This window comes from Pseudomonas sp. NA-150 (assembly GCF_044336365.1).
In the GTDB taxonomy this organism is placed as follows: Bacteria; Pseudomonadota; Gammaproteobacteria; order Pseudomonadales; family Pseudomonadaceae; genus Aquipseudomonas.
In genome coordinates this window covers 520,508-542,024 of sequence record NZ_CP172305.1, presented here as the reverse complement: position 1 = coordinate 542,024, position 21,517 = coordinate 520,508, and the positions used below count along the sequence as shown (strand labels likewise).

At 59.6% G+C, this 21,517-nt stretch carries 21 protein-coding genes; 10 read left to right on the top strand and 11 right to left on the bottom strand.

The window, feature by feature from the left end; genetic code table 11:
• The first annotated feature begins 55 nt into the window (after positions 1-55).
• Entirely contained in the window at positions 56-976 is a 921-nt protein-coding gene (locus ACF0H7_RS02660; protein ID WP_397451268.1) for a histone deacetylase, read from the top strand.
• Between the two features lie 157 nt (positions 977-1,133).
• Here ACF0H7_RS02660 and uppP read toward each other — a convergent pair whose 3' ends face one another.
• A complete protein-coding gene (uppP, locus tag ACF0H7_RS02655) occupies positions 1,134-2,006 on the bottom strand; it encodes an undecaprenyl-diphosphatase UppP (protein ID WP_397451267.1) in 873 nt (290 codons plus the stop codon).
• 190 nt (positions 2,007-2,196) lie between these two features.
• Here uppP and ACF0H7_RS02650 point away from each other — a divergent pair, with 190 nt between their 5' ends.
• Entirely contained in the window at positions 2,197-3,423 is a 1,227-nt protein-coding gene (locus ACF0H7_RS02650; protein ID WP_397451266.1) for a TIGR03862 family flavoprotein, read from the top strand.
• Between the two features lie 77 nt (positions 3,424-3,500).
• Here ACF0H7_RS02650 and ACF0H7_RS02645 read toward each other — a convergent pair whose 3' ends face one another.
• Positions 3,501-4,835, bottom strand: a complete 1,335-nt coding sequence (locus ACF0H7_RS02645) for a DEAD/DEAH box helicase (protein WP_397451265.1) — start codon at positions 4,833-4,835, stop codon at positions 3,501-3,503.
• Between the two features lie 39 nt (positions 4,836-4,874).
• Complete coding sequence (gene yedA, locus ACF0H7_RS02640) at positions 4,875-5,792, bottom strand: drug/metabolite exporter YedA (protein WP_397451264.1); 918 nt, start codon at positions 5,790-5,792, stop codon at positions 4,875-4,877.
• Positions 5,793-5,954: 162 nt separating this feature from the next.
• Here yedA and ACF0H7_RS02635 point away from each other — a divergent pair, with 162 nt between their 5' ends.
• Positions 5,955-6,455, top strand: coding sequence for an Lrp/AsnC family transcriptional regulator (locus ACF0H7_RS02635; protein ID WP_397453809.1), 501 nt, complete (start codon positions 5,955-5,957; stop codon positions 6,453-6,455).
• Here ACF0H7_RS02635 and ACF0H7_RS02630 read toward each other — a convergent pair.
• The 3 genes from ACF0H7_RS02630 to ACF0H7_RS02620 all read right to left on the bottom strand — a co-directional run bounded on the left by ACF0H7_RS02630 (position 6,421) and on the right by ACF0H7_RS02620 (position 8,605).
• A complete protein-coding gene (locus tag ACF0H7_RS02630) occupies positions 6,421-7,032 on the bottom strand; it encodes a PolC-type DNA polymerase III (protein WP_397451263.1) in 612 nt (203 codons plus the stop codon). The genes ACF0H7_RS02635 and ACF0H7_RS02630 overlap by 35 nt on opposite strands.
• A 31-nt stretch (positions 7,033-7,063) precedes the next feature.
• On the bottom strand, positions 7,064-7,543 hold the full coding sequence (locus ACF0H7_RS02625; RefSeq protein WP_397451262.1) for an NYN domain-containing protein: 480 nt from the start codon (positions 7,541-7,543) through the stop codon (positions 7,064-7,066).
• Positions 7,544-7,789: 246 nt separating this feature from the next.
• Positions 7,790-8,605 (bottom strand): DUF2076 domain-containing protein, encoded by an 816-nt coding sequence (locus tag ACF0H7_RS02620; protein ID WP_397451261.1) that lies wholly within the window; start codon positions 8,603-8,605, stop codon positions 7,790-7,792.
• A 201-nt stretch (positions 8,606-8,806) separates the two neighbouring features.
• Between ACF0H7_RS02620 and ACF0H7_RS02615 the strand changes: the two genes are divergently transcribed.
• Both ACF0H7_RS02615 and ACF0H7_RS02610 read left to right on the top strand, forming a co-directional pair.
• Entirely contained in the window at positions 8,807-9,469 is a 663-nt protein-coding gene (locus tag ACF0H7_RS02615) for a YciC family protein (protein WP_397451260.1), read from the top strand.
• 89 nt (positions 9,470-9,558) lie between these two features.
• Positions 9,559-10,641 carry an endonuclease/exonuclease/phosphatase family protein gene (locus ACF0H7_RS02610; RefSeq protein WP_397451259.1) on the top strand — a complete coding sequence of 361 codons (1,083 nt, stop codon included), beginning with the start codon at positions 9,559-9,561 and terminating at the stop codon, positions 10,639-10,641.
• A 27-nt stretch (positions 10,642-10,668) separates the two neighbouring features.
• Here ACF0H7_RS02610 and hrpB read toward each other — a convergent pair whose 3' ends face one another.
• Positions 10,669-13,209, bottom strand: a complete 2,541-nt coding sequence (hrpB, locus tag ACF0H7_RS02605; protein WP_397451258.1) for an ATP-dependent helicase HrpB — start codon at positions 13,207-13,209, stop codon at positions 10,669-10,671.
• 123 nt (positions 13,210-13,332) lie between these two features.
• On the opposite strand from hrpB, the gene ACF0H7_RS02600 reads away from it, so the two are divergent.
• Complete coding sequence (locus ACF0H7_RS02600) at positions 13,333-13,752, top strand: polyribonucleotide nucleotidyltransferase (protein WP_397451257.1); 420 nt, start codon at positions 13,333-13,335, stop codon at positions 13,750-13,752.
• Positions 13,753-13,771: 19 nt separating this feature from the next.
• Complete coding sequence (locus ACF0H7_RS02595) at positions 13,772-14,665, top strand: cation diffusion facilitator family transporter (RefSeq protein WP_397451256.1); 894 nt, start codon at positions 13,772-13,774, stop codon at positions 14,663-14,665.
• 113 nt (positions 14,666-14,778) lie between these two features.
• Here the strand turns inward: ACF0H7_RS02595 and ACF0H7_RS02590 are convergent, their stop codons facing one another.
• Positions 14,779-15,504: a DUF6515 family protein gene (locus ACF0H7_RS02590; protein ID WP_397451255.1), complete on the bottom strand. Its 726-nt coding sequence runs from the start codon at positions 15,502-15,504 to the stop codon at positions 14,779-14,781.
• 66 nt (positions 15,505-15,570) lie between these two features.
• Here ACF0H7_RS02590 and ACF0H7_RS02585 point away from each other — a divergent pair, with 66 nt between their 5' ends.
• The 3 genes from ACF0H7_RS02585 to ACF0H7_RS02575 all read left to right on the top strand — a co-directional run bounded on the left by ACF0H7_RS02585 (position 15,571) and on the right by ACF0H7_RS02575 (position 17,181).
• On the top strand, positions 15,571-16,047 hold the full coding sequence (locus tag ACF0H7_RS02585; protein WP_397453808.1) for a hypothetical protein: 477 nt from the start codon (positions 15,571-15,573) through the stop codon (positions 16,045-16,047).
• A gap of 397 nt (positions 16,048-16,444) precedes the next feature.
• Positions 16,445-16,924, top strand: a complete 480-nt coding sequence (locus ACF0H7_RS02580; RefSeq protein WP_397451254.1) for an Lrp/AsnC family transcriptional regulator — start codon at positions 16,445-16,447, stop codon at positions 16,922-16,924.
• Positions 16,925-16,980: 56 nt separating this feature from the next.
• A complete protein-coding gene (locus ACF0H7_RS02575) occupies positions 16,981-17,181 on the top strand; it encodes a DUF2788 domain-containing protein (RefSeq protein ID WP_397451253.1) in 201 nt (66 codons plus the stop codon).
• Positions 17,182-17,360: 179 nt separating this feature from the next.
• Here the strand turns inward: ACF0H7_RS02575 and ACF0H7_RS02570 are convergent, their stop codons facing one another.
• The 3 genes from ACF0H7_RS02570 to ACF0H7_RS02560 all read right to left on the bottom strand — a co-directional run bounded on the left by ACF0H7_RS02570 (position 17,361) and on the right by ACF0H7_RS02560 (position 21,345).
• Positions 17,361-17,993: a pseudouridine synthase gene (locus ACF0H7_RS02570; protein WP_397451252.1), complete on the bottom strand. Its 633-nt coding sequence runs from the start codon at positions 17,991-17,993 to the stop codon at positions 17,361-17,363.
• Positions 17,994-18,067: 74 nt separating this feature from the next.
• Positions 18,068-19,576: an AMP nucleosidase gene (gene amn / locus ACF0H7_RS02565; protein ID WP_397451251.1), complete on the bottom strand. Its 1,509-nt coding sequence runs from the start codon at positions 19,574-19,576 to the stop codon at positions 18,068-18,070.
• A gap of 119 nt (positions 19,577-19,695) precedes the next feature.
• Positions 19,696-21,345: an acyl-CoA dehydrogenase family protein gene (locus ACF0H7_RS02560; RefSeq protein WP_397451250.1), complete on the bottom strand. Its 1,650-nt coding sequence runs from the start codon at positions 21,343-21,345 to the stop codon at positions 19,696-19,698.
• Positions 21,346-21,517 lie beyond the last annotated feature (172 nt).

Below are 21,517 nucleotides of genomic sequence, written 5' to 3'. Positions count from 1 at the left end.
TGCGGGCAGCGACATTGCTGGCAAGATCCACTTTCGACCTCTGACCAGACTAAAAATGCCTCTGCCACTCATCTACCACGATGATTACAGCCCGGATTTTCCAGCTGAGCATCGCTTTCCGATGGATAAATTCCGCTTACTGCGTGACCACCTGGTCGATAGCGGCCTGACCACCGACGCCCGATTGCTGCGTCCCGAGGTCTGCCCTGCGGATATTCTGGCCCTGGCACATGACCCAGCGTACATCCAGCGCTTCATGAGCAACGAGCTGTCGCGCGAGGACCAACGCCGTCTCGGCCTGCCCTGGAGCGAGGCACTGGCGCTGCGCACCGTGCGCGCCGTGGGTGGCTCGCTGCTGGCGGCCGAACAAGCCCTGCAGCACGGCCTGGCCTGCCATCTGGCGGGCGGCACGCACCATGCCCACTACGATCACCCGGCGGGTTTCTGCATCTTCAACGATCTGGCAGTCATCAGCCGCTACCTGCTGGAAAGCGGACGCGTCGGCCGCGTGCTGATCTTCGACTGCGACGTACACCAGGGTGACGGCACCGCCCGCATACTCGCTGATACGCCGGATGCGATTACCGTTTCACTACATTGCGAAAAGAATTTTCCCGCACGCAAAGCAGAAAGCGACTGGGACATCCCGCTGCCCATGGGCGTGGGCGATGCTGAATACCTGAAGGTGGTCGACGACACCCTCAATTACCTGTTGCCGTTCTATCAACCGGATCTGGTGCTATATGACGCCGGCGTGGATGTGCACAAAGACGACGCCCTCGGCTACCTGAAGCTAACCGACGAAGGGGTCGCCGCACGCGATGAAGCGGTAATGCGCCATTGCCTGAAGCGAAATATTCCGGTGCTCGGGGTTATCGGCGGTGGTTACAGCAAGGATCGCGTAGCCCTGGCACGTCGCCACGGCATTCTGCATCACAGCGCACAGAGAGTCTGGGTGTCGGAAGGATTGAATTAACTGTCCACAATCGCTGTGGAACGGCCTGTGGATAACCTGAGTGAAAGCCGCTAAAGCCCATATTCCGCTTGGCTTGGCGGCCACTGTCTATTTATTGATCAATAGTTTTCCACAGGCCGAATCAGGGGCGAATCCGCTTCACCCCTGAATAAGCGGTTTATTGCAAAAAGCCGGTACTGACCGCAGCAATCAGAAAGATCCCCAGCGCTGCCCGGTAAATCACGAAAGGCCAGGTCGAGAAGCGTTCAAGAAACCTCATCAGCCCCCAGATCGCAAAAAAGGCCGACACGCTGGCGACGAGAATGCCGAAAAACAAGTGAGACCAAGCCTCAGGCGGTATTTCCGCCTTATGCAGTACCCACAATTCCTTGAGCCCGGCCAATGCAATCGCCGGCAAGCCCAACAAAAAGGAGAAACGCGCCGCCTCTTCACGCTTGAAGTTCAGAAACAGTGCCGCTGTCAGGGTAGAACCCGAGCGAGAAACACCAGGGATCAACGCACCAATCTGCGCAATACCGACAATCAAGGCATCGCGCAGGCGCATTTGCTCTACCGTTCGACGATGCCGACACGTGAACTCGGACACCCCCATCAACACCGCCATCACCAGACAGGAAACGCCAATCACCATCAGCCCGCGCAACGGCGAGCCGCAGGCATTGAGCACCGACGACAACGCCAGCCCGGCAATACCGATGGGAATAGTCGCGAGAATAATCGCCACGGCCAGCAAGAACCACTTGTTGCTGAAGTCTCGCTCGCGCACAGCCGTGACGCTTCCTGAAACTACATCCCGGACGTCGCGCCAGAAATAACTGACAACCGCGGCCAGCGCAGCCATTTGCATGGCGGCCGAAAACGCTGATCCCGGGTCACGCCAACCGAGAACGGCTGGCACCACGCGCATGTGCGCCGTGGAAGAGATCGGCAACAGCTCCGTGATGCCCTGAATGACGCCGAGAATGCCTATTTGCAAATAATCCAGTGAAGCGAAACCAATATCGAGGCCGCTGGAACACACGTCAGTCAAAGATTAACTCCTGGAGAAAGGACCATCACAAAGGCCTTCAAGGAGTAGCTGACTCATCCTGAAGGCACGCACAACCAGAGGAATCATGGATTGTTTTGTTACGATTTTCCAGTCCGCGTCCATCATCCACATCAGCGCCCTCGCAGCCTGTTTATAATCCCCGCCTGTTCTTTTTAATCAGGCCGTGTTTATGACCCATTCCCCTCCCCCGCAGGTTGCCGTTATTGGTGGAGGCCCAGCCGGCTTGATGGCCGCCGAGGTCCTGAGCCAGGCCGGAATCAAGGTCGATCTGTACGATGCCATGCCGTCGGTGGGCCGCAAGTTTCTGCTGGCAGGCGTGGGCGGAATGAACATTACCCACTCGGAACCCTACCCCGCGTTTCTCTCGCGCTACGCGGAGCGCGCGCCTTTTATCGCGCCCCTGCTGCGCGAATTTGGCGCCGACGCGTTGCGCAACTGGATTCACGAATTGGGTATTGAGACCTTTGTCGGCAGTTCAGGTCGGGTATTTCCTGCCGACATGAAAGCCGCGCCCTTATTGCGCGCCTGGCTCAAGCGCCTGCGTGATGCCGGCGTGGTGATCCACACCCGCCATCGCTGGCTGGGCTGGAACAACGAAGGTGAACTGCGGGTGGCTCACGCCGACAGCGAACAGGCCATCAAGCCCGATGCGGTGTTGCTGGCGTTGGGTGGCGGAAGCTGGGCACGCCTCGGTTCCGACGGCGCGTGGCTGCCGTGGCTGGAGCAACGCGGCGTCACAATGACGGCCCTGCAACCCAGCAATTGCGGGTTTGAAACCACGGCCTGGAGCGAATTGCTGCGCAGCAAGTTCGCCGGCTCGCCACTGAAGAACGTGGCCATCGGCTTGCGGGGACAAACACCGCGTCTGGGCGAATGCGTGCTGACCGAGACCGGTATCGAGGGCAGCCTGGTGTATGCGTTGTCTGCACCTATTCGTGAACAGATCAATCAGCACGGCTGCGCAACGGTGGAGATCGACCTGCTGCCGGGCAAGGACATCGGCAAGGTCCAGGCAGCACTGGCCAAACCGCGTGGTTCGCGGTCGATGTCCAAGCACCTGCACAGTCAACTGGGAATTGATGGGGTCAAGGCTGCGTTGTTGCGCGAACTGGCGCCGGCCGAGGCGTTTGCCGATCCGTTATCGCTGGGTAAAGCCTTGAAAGGGTTACCACTGACGCTGATCAAAACCCGGCCAATTGACGAGGCCATCAGCACCGCCGGTGGCGTGCCGTTTGAGGCGTTGGACGAAGGGTTGATGTTGAAGCAACTGCCGGGGGTGTTCTGTGCCGGGGAAATGCTCGACTGGGAAGCGCCAACCGGTGGCTATCTGCTGACCGCCTGCTTTGCCAGTGGTCGCGCTGCGGCGTTGGGGATGGTGGCCTGGTTGAAGTTGTAGGAGCGGGCTTGCCCGCGATCGCGGTGTATCAGAGAAATCTGATCGCGGGCAAGCCCGTTCCTACACAGGCGATGGAATTAAGGCTTGCGCTTACGCGGTCCGGTGTTGAATACCGGAACTTTGCGCACAGGCTTGACCGCAGGGACGTCCGCAGCCGACTCGTTGCTGTCGACCCACTTGCCCAGATTGCGCTTACCACCACCCGAGACTTTTGGCTTCTTCGGCTTCTTCGGTTTTTTCAGGATCTGGCCACTGGCGTCGGTGGTAGGCACCCGATGTTCCGGCTCGAAATCCTGTTCTTCGTGACGCGTCAGCGTTTGGCGAGTCAAGGTTTCGATAGCGGACAACAATTCCACTTCATCGGCGCACACCAGCGAGATCGCCTCACCGGTCAAGCCCGCGCGGCCGGTACGACCGATGCGGTGGATGTAGTCTTCAGCCACGATCGGCAAGTCGAAGTTAACCACGGTCGGCAGGTCGTCGATGTCCAGGCCACGTGCTGCTACATCGGTCGCGACCAAAATCTGCACTTCACTGGCCTTGAAGCGATCCAGCGCTCGCTGACGGGTTGCCTGCGGTTTGTCACCGTGGATGCCGTCGGCATTGATGCCCAGACCTTGCAGGCGTTCAACCAACTGATCAACGCCAACACGGGTCTTGGCGAATACCAGCACTTGGCTCCAGCGCTGTTTTTTCAGCAGGTGGATAAACAGTTCCGTTTTACGCTTCTTGTCGACCGGCACCACCCACTGTTTGACCGAACTCGCCGCGACGTTGCGCGGGCTGACTTCGATGGTCAGCGGGTCGTCGAGCATCTGCCCGGCCAACAGGCGGATCGCGTCGGAGAAGGTCGCGGAGAACAGCAGCGTCTGACGGCGCTTCGGCAGCGCGGCATAGATATCACGCAGCTCTTCGGAGAAACCCAGGTCGAGCATCCGGTCGGCTTCGTCGAGGACCAGGGTTTGCAGTTGCGAGAACTTCAGCGCTTTCTGGCGATACAAATCCAGCAGGCGACCCGGCGTCGCCACCAGCACGTCGACGCCTTTACGCAACTTCATCATTTGCGGGTTGATGCTGACACCGCCGTACACCGCGTAGGTGCTCAGCGGCAGGTGTTCGGCGTACTGACGAATGCTTTCGTGAACCTGCTCGGCCAGTTCGCGGGTCGGCACCAGCACCAGTGCACGCACCGAGTTGGGCGCCACTTTCGGGCCTTCCATTGTCAGGCGTTGCAGCAGCGGCAAGGCAAAACCGGCGGTCTTGCCGGTGCCGGTCTGGGCAGCGGCCATCAAGTCGCGGCCGGCCAGTACCGGTGGAATCGCCTGTGCCTGAACAGGCGTCGGAGTCTGGTAGCCGAGGGCCTCAAGGGCACGCAACAAGGGTTCGATCAGGCCGAGAGTGGCGAATGTCATGGGGATACCGTAGGGAAAATTCAGCGCAAGGCGCGCAGTTTACCCTGTCCGCACGGTTCCAGCCTGCTCGAGTAAGGGTCGTTTGCGCCACTGCGGGATTCCGATCAGTACCACTGCGCTGATAATCACCGCCATCGCCAGGCACTCGGGGACGCCAATGTGCTCATCGGCAAACAAAATACCCAGTAACACCGCCACCGCCGGGTTGACGTAGGCGTAGCTGGTCGCCGCCGCCGGACGCACGTTTTTCAGCAGGTACATGTAGGCACTGAACGCGACGATCGAGCCGAACACCACCAGATACGCCAGTGCGCCCCAACCGGCGGCAGTCGGCATGTGCTCCATGCGCTCACCGGTCAACGCGCTGCCGATCAGCAGGACAACACCGGCGATCAGCATTTCCGCCGCGCTGGCCATCGGGCCGGCGGGCAGCGGCAGCGTTTTGCTCCAGATCGAGCCGAAGGCCCAGGCCGCAGCAGCGAAGATCACCATAGCGGCGCCATAAGGGCTGGCTTGCAGGTTGGAGCCCAGGTTCAGCAAGCCAATGCCCACCAGCCCCAGCGCGATGCCGGCCCACTCAAGACGTGTATTGCGATGCCCCCATAACAGGCCAAATATCAGCGTGAACAGCGGCACGGTGGCCACCGCCAAGGCCGCAACGCCCGACGCTACACCGGCGTGTTCCGCCAGGGTCACGCCCCCATTTCCGCAGGCGAGCAACAGAAAGCCGATCATTCCGGCGTTCTTCCACTGCTGCCATGTCGGGTTCGGCGCGCCGCGAAAACGCATGAAGCCATACAGCAAGCCACCGGCGATCAAAAAGCGCACACCCGCCATCATCAATGGCGGCCAGGACTCGATGCCGATGCGAATTACCAGGTAGGTGGATCCCCAGATCACATACAACGCAAAGAAAGCGCCAATCAGTAGCAGAGGAAAACGACGAGAGGTCGGCATGCTGATCTCTAAAGTTAGGTTCTTATAACGACTTATCTTATGAAAGCGCTGTAGGAAAAATAAGCAGCATTCCGGGTTTATGACACGCCTGGACCTTTTAAAGCATCGTTGTTTGGCCTATAAACACTCTTTTCGAAAGCTCGATGCAGGTGCGTCATGACCCTGGACAAATACGATCGAATTTTGCTCGATGCGCTGCTGGAAAACGGGCGGGCATCTTTTGCCCAATTGGCGCGCCTGGTCAATCTGTCGGCGCCGGCAGTCGCCGAGCGCGTGGCCAAACTGGAAGCCTGCGGAGTGATCACCGGCTATGAAGCCAAAGTCGACATGGCCAAGATCGGGCTGCCGATTCAATGCGTGATCGAGCTGCGCCTGACCAGCCACGGCAATCAGCAGGCCTACGATGAACTGGCGCGAATTCCCGAACTGACGCAATGCCACCGGGTGACCGGTGACCCCTGCGTGATCATGCAGGCCGCTGTCGGCTCGATGCCGGAGCTGGAAAACCTGATCAATCGCGTGGCCCAGTTCGGCTTCAGCAAGACCTCGATCGTGCTCTCGACTGCCGTCGAACGACGCATACCGCTGGGGTATCTGGAGGTCAACGGCAAAGCGGAAAAGCCTGCGCTTAAAGCCCGCGCTGGCGCTTTAGAGCTTCGCTGATCTTCGCCGCCGGGACTTTCTGCAAGGCACACAGCAATTGATGTGAAACCCCGGCGATACCGTGGGTCTGGCGCAATTCGTTGGTCAGGTGCACGGTCAGGTTGGCTGCCATCTCGGCATCGGCCATCGCCCGGTGAGCCTTGCCGGTGTTCGGCAGCCCGGCCCAACTGGTCAAGGTGCCGAGTTTGTGGTTCGGCGCGCCGGGCATCAGCCGTCGTGCCAGCAGCATCGAGCAGGCAAAGCTCTGCTCTCGCGTGCGCTGAATGCGTGACAGCTCGTAGTCCCAGAACTTCTGGTCGAACGAGGCGTTGTGCGCCACCAACGGCGTGGTGCCGACGAATTCCGCGACTTCATTCATCACCTGCGTGGCCGGCGGGGCGGTGCGCAGCATGCTGTTGCTGATGCCGGTCAAACCTTCGATGAATGCAGGAATGCGTATCCCGGCGTTCATCAGGCTTTGGTAACGCTCGACGATGCGCCCCTGCTCCATGATCACCACGGCGATTTCAGTCGCACGGCAACTGTTGTTCGGCGAGATACCGGTGGTTTCGAAGTCGATGACAGCAATACGTTCCAAACTGGGCCCAACCTGTTAGCAGTATCAGTGTTTAGTTTTTCAACAGCAGCGCGCCTTCGATCGGCACGTAACGACTGGCGGCGCGGATCAGCGAGTTGGCCGTCAAACCCGGGACGCCATAGGCGACGGCCTCGACGCTGTGCTTGCTGATGATGCGTTCGAGCAATAGATCGAAGTCGCCATCACCGGAAGCCAGTACCACCTCATCGACATGCGGCGCGGCGTCCATGATGTCGATGGTGATGCCTACGTCCCAGTCGCCCTTGGCTGAACCGTCGCTGCGCTGGATGTAGGGTTTGAGTTTTACCGTGAAGCCGAGGTTGCGCAGGATCTGCTGGAATTGCTGCTGTTTGCTGTCGCCACGATCGATGGCATAGGCATACGCCTCGACAATCTGCCCGCGTTTGCTGATATCAGCCCACAGCGCGGCGTAGTTGAAGTGGCAACCATGGGCCTGGCGAACGGTGTAATAGAGGTTTTGTACGTCGGCGAACACCGCAATCTTTTTCACCGGATTTCCCCATGGCGCAGGCGCGCGCGAGTTGGCAACAACGACCCAGGAATTGAATCGGCGCTCAGTATGCCAGTTTGGGGGGATTTTGCGGGTGTAGTGTGTCAGCGGGACCGCGCCGCGCCTTTCGCCTGTGTAGGAGCCAACTTGTTGGCGAGCCGTTTGATGCGGTGTGTCAGGCACACCGCCTCGCCAACAAGTTGGCTCCTACCGGCGAAGGCGTCCTAACGGACGCCGCTAATCAGATCAGACATACGAATCATCATCGTCGGAGAAACCGCCACCGTCATCACTGTCGTAACCGCTGTCAGCAAAGCCGCCACTGTCGTTGTTACTGAAGGAGTCGTTGTTGCTCACACGCTGGTTGTCATTGCCCCAACCATTGTCGCCACCATTGGAGTTATCGTTGGCGCGGCTTGGCTCTTCGATAATTTCTTCCACGATCTGTGGCTGCTGCTGGTTGTGGTGGAACAGGCTGCTGATACCTTCTGCCAGCATCACACCACCGGCCACACCTGCGGCGGTTTTCAGTGCACCGCCCAGGAACCCGCTGCCAATCGGTGCGGCAGGTGCGGCTTGTGGCTGCTGATATTGCTGCGGCGGTGGCGCGTAGTTGCCTTGCGGGGCGTTGTACTGCTGCGGCGCAGGTTCACGCCAGCCGCCGGACGACGGAGGTGGCGAGGCTGGCCGGGGTTGCGAGAACGATGGCTGTTGCGCTTGCGGCTGTGGATCGCGGGAGCTGCCGAAGATGCTCGACAGGAAACCACCGCTGCTCGGCGCCGGTGCGGCCTGGGCTTGTTGCAGTTGCGCCTGGGCCTGCTGCAATTGCGCCTGCAATTGGGCGACTTGCTCGGCGAGCTGTTTGCCTTGAGCATCAAGCTGCTTGATGGCGGCTTCTTGCACCAGAATCGTCTGTGTCATGTAGTACGGGACAGACGGTTGCTGAGTCACATGTTCCTTGATCCGCGCTTCAGCCAGGGCGTCTCGGGCAGCTGAACTCGTTTCGGCTTGTCTCAACTTTGAGAAAAGACCATCGATCAGGGTTTGCTCTTCGCTGTTCATGGCGACCTCGTTAGATTGCCGATAAAAAAAACATCGTCTGCCAAAAATAGGACAGCCGTGATCAAGGTAATGGGGCTGATCCGCGTCGTTTCAATAGAACGCTGAAAATGTTACCGGATAATGCCGACGAAGCGCGCGGTTGGCCCTGCACCAGCCTTACGCTAAAGTGTCGCACTGCTTTTGGCCTTGCGATATTGACTGATGAACCCGCTGACCGTTCTACAAGACTCGCTGTACTTTTTCCGACGCAACCTGTCCAGCATTCTGATGCTGTGCCTGCCGTTGGTGGTACTCGAAGCCTTCAGCAAACAGCTGGTGAGCAATGCGCTGGGTGAGGACGCCTCGCCGGCGTATCAACTGTTGGTCGGCCTGCTGTTTTATCCGCTGTATACCGCCGCGTTGATCCTGTTCCTCGACGCCCGCACCCGCAGCGAACAACCACGCAAACGCGACCTGATGGCCATGGCCTTGCGCCTGTGGCCGACCTTTGCCGTGTTGTCCGCCCTGAGCACCTTGCTGATCATGCTCGGCATGTCGATGTTCGTCATCCCCGGGATCTGGGTGATGATCAAGCTGGTGTTCTCCGAGTACCTGCTGGTATTGGAGGGCATGACGCCACTGGCGGCCATGCGCGAAAGCTTCAAGATGAGCCAGGGACATTTCCTGCGCATCATGGTGTGTGTGCTGTGTGTTTACCTGCCGTTGTCGGTGCTGGAAGGCGTCAGCCTGTACATCTTGCCGAACCCGCTGAACATGCCGCTGTCACTGGCGGTCGACAGTGCCAGCAGCTTCTTGCAGCTGTTTACCAGCGTGGTGATGTTCCGCCTGTTCATGCTGATCCATCAGCCTCCAGCAGAAGCCTGACTTTTTAAGCACCCTCGCCACTTCGGTGGCGGACTCGGTTATGCTCGGCTGATTCAGTCCTTGAACGTTCTGCGTTCTAAGTCGAGCCGATGACCCGATTATTGCGCTATTCCTCGATAAGCCTGCTGTCGGTCGGGCTCGTGTCTGCGCTGATTTACAGCATGAGCTGGCACCCATCGGCGCGCGAAAACGCACCCACCCGTTGCAAATCCCCCGCCCCGGTACTGGCCCCCGGCCAGGCACTGAAAGTCATGACCTGGAACATCCAATACCTGGCCGGCAAGCGCTATGTATTCTGGTACGACATGGCCGACGGCAGCGGCCAGGATGACCGCCCCACCCCTGAAGACACGGCCTACAACCTCGATGAAGTGGCTCGGGTGATCCGCGACGAACAGCCCGACATCGTATTGCTGCAAGAAGTGAACGACGGCGCTAAAAACACTGACTACGAGAATCAACTGGGGCTGTTGCGCGAACGAGTCGTTGATCTCTACCCCTGCACTTCCGAAGCGTTCTACTGGAAAGCCGACTTCATCCCGAGCCCGCATATCTATGGCAGCGTCGGCACAAAACTGGCGACGTTGAGCCATTACCAAATCGAACACGCCGAGCGCCTGCAATTGCCGCACTCGAACAGCAATCTCATCAGCCGCCAGTTCCAGCCGAAACGCGCGTTGCTGGTGAGCTACCTGCCCCTGCGCGACGGTGGGCAAATGGCGGTGATCAATACCCACCTCGACCCCTACGCCAGCAACGACGACACCTCGCAGCGCCAGGTGCAGGCGCTGCTCAAGTTGCTGGATAAATTCGAAAGCCAAGGTACGCCCTGGTTGATCGGCGGCGACTTCAACCTGTTGCCGCTAGGCCAATACCAACGCCTCGCCCCTGAACAACGCAGCGGCTACGCGCAAGACAGTGGGCTGCATGAGCTGTGGGACAAATACCCGATGATCCCGAGCAACGCCGAAAGCGGTGGCGAAGATCGGCGGCAATGGCTGACCTACTTTCCCAACGACCCACGGCTGAGCGGGCCGGACAGAACGGTGGATTACTTCTTTCACAGCCCTAAATTGACGCGAGTCAGCGCCCAAGTACGTGGCGACGATACCTTGCTGATCTCCAGTCACTTGCCGGTGATTGCACAGTTTTTATTGCCGGCGCAGCCGTAAGACCGTGTGGACCTCTTCGCAGGCACCCTACTTCCTCGGCTTGATCCGCGCCGTCGCTTCCGCCACCAGGGGGTCATCCGGCCAGTAATGCTTCGGATAACGGCCCTTTAAATCCTTCTTCACCTCGGCATAAGTACTGCGCCAGAAGTTGGCCAGATCCTGAGTGACTTGAACCGGACGCCGCGCCGGTGACAGCAGGTGCAATTTGACGATTTGCCGACCGCCCGCGATGCGTGGCGTCTCCGCCAGACCAAACAGTTCCTGCAGACGCACCGCCAGAATCGGTGGATGTTCGCTGTAGTCCAGGCGCACCGATGAACCGGACGGTACGCTCAGGTGATGCGGTGCGAGTTCGTCCAGGCGCTGCGGCAAGGGCCACGGCAACAGGTTATGCAGGATCGAAGACAGGTCGAGATTGCCGAAGTGACTGAGGCGCGAGACTTTGCCCAGATACGGCAGCAGCCACTTTTCCAGACTGGCGAGCAGGGCCGCGTCGCTGACATCCGGCCATTCACTGTCGGCTGGTTTTTCCAGATCGAGGTGGCGCAATAACGAAACTCGGGCCTGCCACTGACGCAGTTCAGGCGTCCACGGCAACAGTTCCAGCCCCTTGCGACGCACCAGCGCCAGCAACGCCTGACCACGCGCCGACTCATCCAGATCAGTCATCGGCTCGCGGCTGAGGACCAGCTCACCGACTTTGCGCTGACGTTCGGCGCGGAATACACCTTCGCGCTCATCCCACTCCAGATGGTCGAGTGCGACGACTTGCTCGGCCAACACTGAATCGAACAGCCCTGGATCAAACTCGGCGGCCATATAAATACGCTCTTCGCGCTGCCCCTGACGACTGCCCAGATCAGCCACCACCAGCCACGGCTGCTTCATCAAAGCGTCGGCTTCGGCAAACAACGCCGCGCGGCCGTTGGCCAGCCGATATTCCGCACCGCCAGCGCGTCTCTGCTGAGCCACACGATCAGGGTAAGCCAGCGCCAGCAAGGCACCGAGCCAGCGTGGATGGTCGGGATCGCCAACGGCCGAACTCGATGCGCCACGCTGTTTCTGCAATAAACTTCGGTATTGTCGGGACAGCTGTTTTGCCCGTTGAACGCCGCCCTGCGCACCTCGAGCGGCGCGCTCAGTGCCCGCCAACAAGGTCAGGCGACTGTGCAAATCGGCGCCGCCACCGCGCATAATGTCACGCTCGCCCAGCAACGAAGCCACGTCACAAGCCAATTCACCCAGACCCAATGCTTGCCCGCGCAGCAGTAAATGCCCGATCCGTGGATGCGCTGGCAGCTCCGCCATCGCCTGGCCGTGGCCCGTGAGTTTCCAGTCTTCACCCGGCTTTTGCGTCAGCGCGCCCAAGCGCCCGAGCAAATCCTGCGCCTGCGAATAAGCCGCCGCTGGCGGTACATCGAGCCAGACCAACTGCCCCGGTGCTACGCCCCAACGCGCCAGTTGCAGCGCCAGGCCCGCGAGATCGGCCTGAAGAATTTCCGCCGTGCCGTAAGCAGCCAACTGCTCATGCTGAGCCTCGGACCACAGGCGATAACACACGCCCGGTTCCAGACGCCCCGCCCGACCTGCGCGCTGGGTGGCGCTGGCGCGGGAGATGCGTTGAGTGTCGAGGCGGGTCATGCCACTGCCGGGGTCGAAACGCGGGACTCGCGCCAAACCGGCATCGATTACCACCCGCACGCCATTGATGGTCAAGCTGGTCTCGGCGATGTTAGTCGCCAAGACCACTTTGCGCGTGCCACTCGGCGCCGGTTCGATGGCCGCGCGTTGTGCGCTCAGGTCCAACTCGCCATGCAGAGGGCACAGCAAGATGTCGTGGCGCCCGCTCAGTGCTTCTTCCAGTTGTTGATTGACCCGGCGGATTTCGGCCTGCCCCGGCAGGAACACCAACAGGCTGCCAGACTCTGCATCCAGCGCATCGAGAACGGCCTGTACCACCCGCGGCTCAATGAATTCGCCTACCTGAAACGGCCGACTCCAGCGCATGTCCACCGGAAACATCCGACCATCGCTGCGGATGACCGGCGCGTCGTCGAGCAAGCCAGACAGGCGTTCACCTTCCAGCGTGGCGGACATCAGCAAGATCTTCAGCGGCTGATCGTCGCGAAACAGCGCTCGGCCGTTCAAGCTCAGGGCTAATGCGAGGTCGGCGTCGAGGCTGCGCTCGTGAAATTCATCGAATATCAGCAAACCCACGCCGTCCAGCGCCGGATCATCCTGCAAGCGGCGAGTCAGAATGCCTTCGGTGACCACTTCGATGCGGGTATTGGGTCCGACCTTGCTCTCTAAGCGAATTCGGTAACCGACCGTCTCGCCGACTTTTTCACCCAGCTCACTGGCCAGGCGTTCAGCCGCCGCCCGCGCGGCCAGGCGGCGCGGTTCCAGCATCAGAATGGTTTGCCCGGCCAGCCATGTTTCTTCCAGCAACGCCAAGGGCACACGCGTGGTTTTACCCGCGCCCGGTGGTGCTTCGAGCACCGCTTCATGGCGCACGGCCAAAGCGTCGCGCAAGGCGGGTAGGACAGCATCAATGGGCAACGAAATCATGGCAGCTCCAGAACAAGCCGCCGATTATACGGTGTTGCACTTATTGCACGAACACTCGCGGGAATAGTCTTAAGGAGTAAGCATTTGCCTTGTATAGTTGCGCCCACCTTTCAGGAGATCCCTATGCGCATTCCTTCCCGTGTTATCGGCGGCGTTCTGGTCGCTAGTTTGCTGACCCAATTGACCGCCTGCGGCAGCATTTTCTACCCGGATCGTCGCGGTCAGATCGATGGTCATCTCGACCCCGTGATCGTTGCGCTGGATGCCATCGGCCTGCTGTTCTACATTATCCCGGGGCTGATCGCCTTTGGTGTCGACTTCACCACCGGCGCTATCTACTTCCCCGGAGGCCGCACATCACAGATCGATCCGCACAAATTGCAGCCTGCAATCAAGGCGGATGGCAGCATTGATAACAGCAAGCTGCAAGCCATCCTCGAAACCGAGCTGGGCCGTAGCCTGCCACTCAATGACCCGCGCCTGATCCAGCATCGCGGCAGCGCACAACAATTGGCAATGTACGGCCTGGTCCCGTCTGCCTGATTCAGTCAAAGGAAGAGCCATGATCACCAGCCCGGAACACGAACGTTTACTACGGCTGGCGACCCGCGCTTCGCTGGCCGTCGCAAGCATCCTGATCGTTGCCAAAGCCATTGCCTGGTGGCTGAGTGGTTCGGTCAGCCTGCTTGCCGGCCTCACCGACTCGGCGCTGGACGGTGTCGCGTCGTTCCTCAATTTGCTGGCAGTGCATTACGCGCTGCGCCCGGCTGACGAAGATCACCGCTATGGGCACGGCAAGGCCGAAGCGCTGTCGGGTATCGCGCAATCGCTGTTCATTGGGGTCAGTGCACTGTTGATTGCTTATCAGGCGGTCGATCGTATTCAGCACCCGGAACCACTGGGTGCGCCGGGGCTGGGTATTGCGGTGATGCTGCTGTCGATTGCATTGACCGTGGCGCTGTTGATGTTCCAGCACAAAGTCATTCGCGAAACCGGCTCGACGGCAATCCGCGCTGACTCGTTGCACTACCGCTCTGACCTGCTGCTCAATGCCAGCATTCTCGTCGCGTTGATTCTGGCGTTGTTTGGCTGGCAGCAACTGGATGCCTATTTTGGTTTGGCGATTGCCGTCTACATCCTCTGGAGTTCGATTCAGATCGCCCGGGAAACCGTCGCTATTTTGATGGATGAAGAACTTCCACCCGATGTCAGTGTGCGCATGCTGGAACTGGCTCGTAGTGTACCGGGGGTGCTGGGAGCCCATGATCTGCGGACGCGAGTTTCCGGTAACCACTGGTTCGTGCAATTGCATCTGGAACTACCGGGGCATTTGACCCTTTCGGTAGCCCACGCCCTGAGTGATCAAGCGGCCGACGCCATTCAACAAGAATTCCCAAAGGCCGAAGTGCTGGTGCACGCCGACCCTCGGGAAGTGGTCAAACGAGCGGTGGTTTGACCGGTGTTGCTGACGAAATACGCCCAAAGGCGGATGGTTGGTTGAATGTCACGCTAGATAAAAAAAGGGAGCCTGTTGGCTCCCTTTTTTGAATTGCGTGTTTTAGCGTTACGTTAATAACTAACGCTGTAACCACGACTGGACAGGCAGTTGCTCATCGAGCGCCGGTAGACGTCGACTACCTGCTCCGAGGGGGCGTAAGCAGCCGCACTCGGGTCGAAGCGACTCTGGTCGATTGCGTACATGTGGCAGTCGTAGCCATCCTGGTTCATTTGATCCTGACCTTGACCATTGATTGGGGCAAATCTCGGATCGTAGCTGATGTTGAACGCCGGCGCCGATCCAGGTGGCGGGGCGTCTGGATAGGCCGGTTCGACACCTTGCGGCGGCTCGGAGACGACATAATCCTGGGTATCCTGCTGATACAGGTAGTAAGTGCCTGCGGCGACGAAGAACAACGTTCCACCCAACCATACTTCCTGCGAGTACGACGGCAATTCGTGAACCCGGATTCCCCGTGGCGGCTGCACGATCACGTAACGCGGACCCTGCGGGCGATACCAATAACCACCAGAGTAGAAGTAGTCCTGACCATGCCAGCCATAGCGTGAATGCTCGGATGGCATCCTGTCGATCTCATAACCTGGACGGCGTTGCGGACCTGGCCCCCAACCGTTGCCATGCCCATCAGGTCGGCCCTGCCAGTGATCATTGCCCGGACGACCGTCGCCACCCCCTGGCCGCGGCGGTTGTCCGCCCTGCCAATGTTGATTCTGGTTACTCGCCTGACGTGGGTTGTCCTGATAAAAGCCCTGACGTGGCTGTTGGGTCTGGCGCACTTCATCTGGACGCGGCTGGATAGGCAGACGCTGCTGCTGTGTCTGTTGTTGCTGCAATTGGCGTTGCTGCTCTTGTTGCTGCTGTGCCTGCTGCTGGTGTTGCTGCTGTTGGAACTGCTGCTGACGCTGCTGTTCCTGTTGCTGCTGCGCCTGCTGCTGATGTTGTTGCTGCTCCTGCTGCTGACGCTGTTGCTGCTGGCGTTGTTGTTCCTGCTGCTGTGCCTGCTGCTGGTGCTGTTGTTCCTGTTGCTGGTGTTGTTGCTGCTGGATTTGTTGCTGGCGCTGCTGATCCTGCTGCTGGTGCTGCTGGACCTGTTGCTGCTGTTGTTGGTTTTGTTGCTGCTGATGTTGTTGCTGTTGTTGTTGCTGTTGTTGTTGTTGTTGGTGCTGATGCTGTTCTTGCTCACGCTGGCGATCTTCCTCGCCCTGGCCTTCCGCCAACGCTTGGGCGCTGACACTCATACACAGCAAACTAACACCTGCAAAACGCCAGATGCACGATTTCATGCTTTCCTCACTGTGGTGCAAATGCCCATTGATTAAACTACTGACTGAATTCGTTAGGGGCAGCACTCTAACAGTACGTTTGACCGCGTGCGGGCGCTTTTAGTCGAAACCCACGCAATAAAAAAAGGGGACCCGTCGGCCCCCTTTTGGGAATTTCGTCCGTGCTCAACGCTTTTGGCATTGGCTCACCTCACGCCGTCTTCTGGACAGTGTGTAGCCCGGGGGCCTGCCCAACCCTGTTGGGTTGGCGGCCGCGGCTGACCTGATTCGGCGAGCCGCGCTGGACGCTATGTCCGGGCAGTGATTCTGTTAATAAGAATAGGCCTGAGGCCCCAGCAGAGGATTGCGAAGATTGCTGAATAAAACATGACTTGCGCAATTTTTCACTTCAGATGAATAATCCAGCGCAATACATCTGAGATAGGCGCAACCAATGAGCAAACTCGACAGATACGACCTGAGCATTTTGGCTGAATTGCAGCGTGACGCGCGGATCTCCAATCAAGAGCTGGCCGAACGCATCGGATTGTCGCCCTCGCCCTGCTCGCGTCGGGTCAAGCAACTGGAAGACGACGGCTACATTTCTCGCCAGGTCGCGCTGCTGGACCGCAAAAAACTTGGCTTAAGCCTGACGGCCTACGTGTTGATCGGCATGGACCGACACACGCCCGAACGCTTCGAGCATTTCGAGCAACAGATCCGCAACCTGCCTCAGGTATTGGAATGCAGCCTGGTCACAGGGATGGACGCTGATTATCAGTTGAAGGTCGTAGTGCCAGACATGGATCACTATCAGAAACTGTTGCTGGGTCATCTGACTCGCATTGAAGGTGTCACCAGCGTACGTTCGAGCTTTGTGCTCAATCAGGTGCTGGCCAGCACCGAACTACCGCTGACGCACCTACGAAGCTAAGGATCGCCGGCGTCCTGTATACTCGCCGCGCCTTTGCCGACGAGCTGGAGAACACGATGGATCCTGCGGTTTTTGAAGATTGGATGATGACGATTCTGGTCACCATCCTGATTGGTTTCATGGGCTTTATCGTCTGGGATCTGGCGAAAAAATCCAAAGCCGGAAAATTCGGCACCATGATTCTGTTCCTGGTGTTGGGCTTGGGCATCATGGCCTTTGTGATCAAAAGCGTTGTGATTGCGTACCTCGAACACTGAAATCTGTTTCGCCGCTCAAGTCACTACACCCTCTGTAGGAGCGAGCTTGCTCGCGATCTGACGCAAAGCGGCAGTAAAACCAGCCAACGCGATGTGTCAGGTACAACCGACAACCCGGAATTACGACTGCTACGCAGCCGATCGCGAGCAAGCTTGCTCCTACACCGACCGGGTGTTGATCACAGCTTCGCCGGCACTTCCCGCCATTGCCCCTGATCCAGCCCTTCGATGCTCCAGTCGCCGATTCGCACGCGCACCAGGCGCAAGGTCGGCAAGCCAACAGCGGCAGTCATACGTCGGACCTGGCGGTTGCGCCCTTCTTTGATCACCAACTCCAGCCAACTGGTCGGAATGCTCTGACGAAAACGCACAGGCGGATTGCGTGGCCAGAGCTGAGGCTCGTCCAGTAGTCGCGCTTGCGCCGGCAAAGTCGGGCCGTCGTTCAGCTCCACACCATCGCGCAATCGCTGCAATTGCTCTTGCGTCGGCACGCCTTCCACTTGCACCCAATAGGTCTTGGCCAGCTTGTGCTTGGGATCAGCAATCCGCGCCTGCAGTTGGCCATCGTTGGTCAGCAGCAATAAACCTTCGCTGTCGCGATCCAAGCGTCCGGCCGGGTAGATTCCGGGGATCTCGATGTAGTCCTTGAGCGTCGCCCGGCCTTCACCGTCGCTGAATTGCGTCAGCACATCGAATGGTTTGTTGAACAGAATCAAACGAGGCTCGGCAGGTGGCGCTTTGGCAACGCGGCGGGGATTAGCCGACGAGTTAGAAGTGGGGCGACGGGAGATGGGGCGCGGGGTGCGGGGCATGACGGTTTACATTTCGAAAACGGAAAGGGCCACTTTAGTGGCCCTTCGCGTAAATGCCTAACCCAACCGATCAATTAACGGAACGGTGGCTCGTCAAAGCTGCGCAGTTTGCGCGAGTGCAACGAGTTGAGCTGGCTGCGCATCAGGTCGACGGCAGCAATACCGATCTTCAAATGCTGGCTGACCGCGCGCTCGTAGAACGCGTTGGCCGAACCCGGCAGTTTGATTTCACTGTGCAGCGGCTTGTCGGAAACGCACAGCAACGTGCCGTAAGGAACGCGCAGACGATAACCCTGGGCGGCGATGGTGCCGCTTTCCATGTCCACCGCCACAGCACGGGACAGGTTGATCAGCGGACGTTCCTGAGCCCAGCGCAATTCCCAGTTACGGTCGTCGTAGGTCAGAACCGTGCCGGTGCGCAAACGCTTCTTCAGGTCGTCGCCGCGCTCGCCGGTCACCTGTGCCGCCGCTTCCTGCAACGCCAGCTGCACTTCCGCCAAGGCCGGGATCGGAATGTTCGGCGGCACCACCCGGTCGAGAATCCCGTCGCGGCGCATGTAAGCGTGAGCCAGCACGTAGTCGCCGATGGTCTGCGATTGGCGCAAGCCACCACAGTGGCCGATCATCAGCCAGCAATGCGGACGCAACACCGCCAGGTGGTCGGTGATGTTCTTGGCGTTGGACGGGCCGACGCCGATATTGACCAGCGTCACGCCATGACCATCAGTCGCGATCAGGTGATAAGCAGGCATCTGATAGCGATGCCAGACCACGCCGGCGACGATCGACTGCATCTCGCCATGGTCCATGCTTTTGTCGACGATCACGTTGCCCGGCAGCACCATGCGCACGAAACGCGGGTCGCTGCGCAGTTGCTCCAGACCATGCAAGATGAATTGGTCGACATAGCGGTGGTAGTTGGTCAGCAGAATCCACGGCTGCACATGCCGCCAGTCGCTGCCGGTGTAGTGCACCAGTCGGCGCAGGGAGAAGTCCACCCGTGCGGCGTCGAACAAGGCCAATGGCAACGGGTCGGTGTTGGCCCAATCGTAGAGGCCGTCGGCAATGCCATCGGTGGCGGCGGACAGGTCGGTACTCGGGAACACACGTGCCAGCGCCGCTGCGGTTACGCCAGAGCCAGCCAGCTCATCGCCTTGCTCGACCACGTACGGATAAGGAATGTTTTGTTCGCTGACGCCCACTTCCACCGTGACGGTGAAGTCGTTCATCAGTGGCACCAGTTGCTCGAGCAGATAGGCGCGGAATGACGAAGGGTGGGTCACAGTGACGCTGTAGGTGCCGGGCAACTGGACCTTGGCGTAAGCCCGTGTGGTCAATGGCACTTCGCCCTGGCAGTGATAACTCAGACGCAATTCGGGGTAGCGGAACAGTTCACGCTCAGCCGCCGTCGGTTCGACGCGGTCTTTGAGATAGCGCTTGAGCGCCTGGCTCAGGGCGCCGGTGGCGCGTTCATGCAAAACGGCAAGCCGATCAACAGCTTGCTCGGCGGTTTCAACGACAATAAAAGCTTCGGTCACGATACACATCCTGTCTGATCTTGCAGACTTGTATCTTGCCTGCATCGACAGCCGAAGGCACTAGCAGATGTCACTGTAGGAGCGGGCTTGCCCGCGATGGCGATATGCCTGACACACCGCGTGACGATTATCGCGGGCAAGCCCGCTCCTACAGAGATTGCCTATTACCCGACATTCGGCGACGAACGTGCGACCAACCCCACCACATCAACCCCGCGCGGCAACGTGCCATACACCCGCCCGGTCGAGGCCAGGCGGCTGCTGATGAAGCCATCGCTGACGCTGGCATTGCCGGCTTCCAACAACAGCTTGGCCTGTAGCCCTATGGCGATGTCTTCGGTCAGTTGCCGAGCGCGGTATTGAATGTCATCGGTGTCCCGGAAGTTGGTTTTTAGCTGCGCGATGTGAGCGGCCAAACGCTTGTCGCCATGACCATCGCCCAATTCATCGAACAGCGCATCAAGCACGCCCGGCTCTTTGGACAGCGCGCGCAAAACGTCCAGGCATTGCACGTTGCCGGAACCTTCCCACGTCGAGTTGACCGGCGCCTCACGGTACAAACGCGGCAGGATGCTTTCTTCAACGTACCCCGCGCCGCCCATGCATTCGGCGGCCTCGTTGATCATCGCCGGCGCACGCTTGCAGATCCAATACTTGCCTACCGCCGTGACCAGCCGGGCAAAACGCCCTTCCCGCGAGTCGTCTTGATGATCCAGCGCGCGCCCCATGCGCATGGTCAGCGCCAACGCCGCTTCGCTTTCCAGCGCCAGATCGGCGAGTACGTTTTGCATCAATGGCTGTTCGCTGAGCACCCGCCCACCGACGCTGCGATGCGCGCAGTGGTGCGCCGCCTGGGTCAAGGCCTGACGCATCAAGGCGCTGGAGCCGACCATGCAATCAAAGCGGGTCATGGCGACCATCTCGATAATGGTCGGCACGCCGCGCCCTTCTTCGCCGATCATCCACGCCAGCGCGCCACGGAATTCGACTTCGCTGGAAGCGTTGGAGTTGTTACCCAATTTGTTTTTCAGGCGCTGGATGTAGAACTCATTGCGCGTGTCGTCAGGCCGATGACGTGGCAGCAGGAAGCAGGTCAGGCCTTTGTCAGTCTGTGCGAGGGTCAGGAACGCGTCGCACATCGGTGCCGAACAGAACCACTTGTGGCCAACCAACTCATAGGCCTGCCCCGGCCCGGTGGCGCCCACCGGATACGCGCGGGTGGTGTTGGCACGGACGTCGGTGCCGCCCTGCTTTTCGGTCATTGCCATACCGATGGTGACCCCGGCCTTGTGGCGCATGCCGACGTTGCGGGGGTCGTATTCGGTGGCGAGGATTTTTGGCAGCCAGAGGTCAGCCAGATCGGGCTGCAGCTTCATCGCCGGCACGCTGGCAAAGGTCATGGTCAACGGACATCCACTGCCCGCCTCGGCCTGACTGTGCAGGTAGCTCATGGCCGCACGGGCGACATGGGCGCCAGGTTGCGGATCGGTCCAGGGCAAGGATGGCAGGCCATGCTCGACCGCGGTGCGCATCAGTTCGTGGTAAGCCGGATGAAACTCCACCAGATCGATGCGATGCCCGTAGCGGTCATGACTGACAAACACCGGCTTGTTCTGGTTGGCGAGAAAACCTGCTGCCATCAGCGGCCCACCGGCCAGCGCGCCATAGGTGTCGATCCGCGCCTGCGCCCAACCGGCGCCATAGCGTTGCGACCACTCTTGCAGCGGGAGGTCGACGCGGTACAGGTTGACGCCATCCAGAGACGGTGGCTGATTGGTGACTTCGTGGGTTTCCGCGAACTGATGCAGGTTCATGAGACAGGCTCCTGTCTTCGCGGGCGCACCAACGTGCGCCCTGATGAAGATCAGTGAATCATGCACGCCTACGCGTACAAAGCGCCATATCGGACTAAATAACGGCGCTTTTGCCCTGCACGCGTTGTCGACCTACAAACTCCACTGACCCTGGACCGCAGACGAAGCTTGC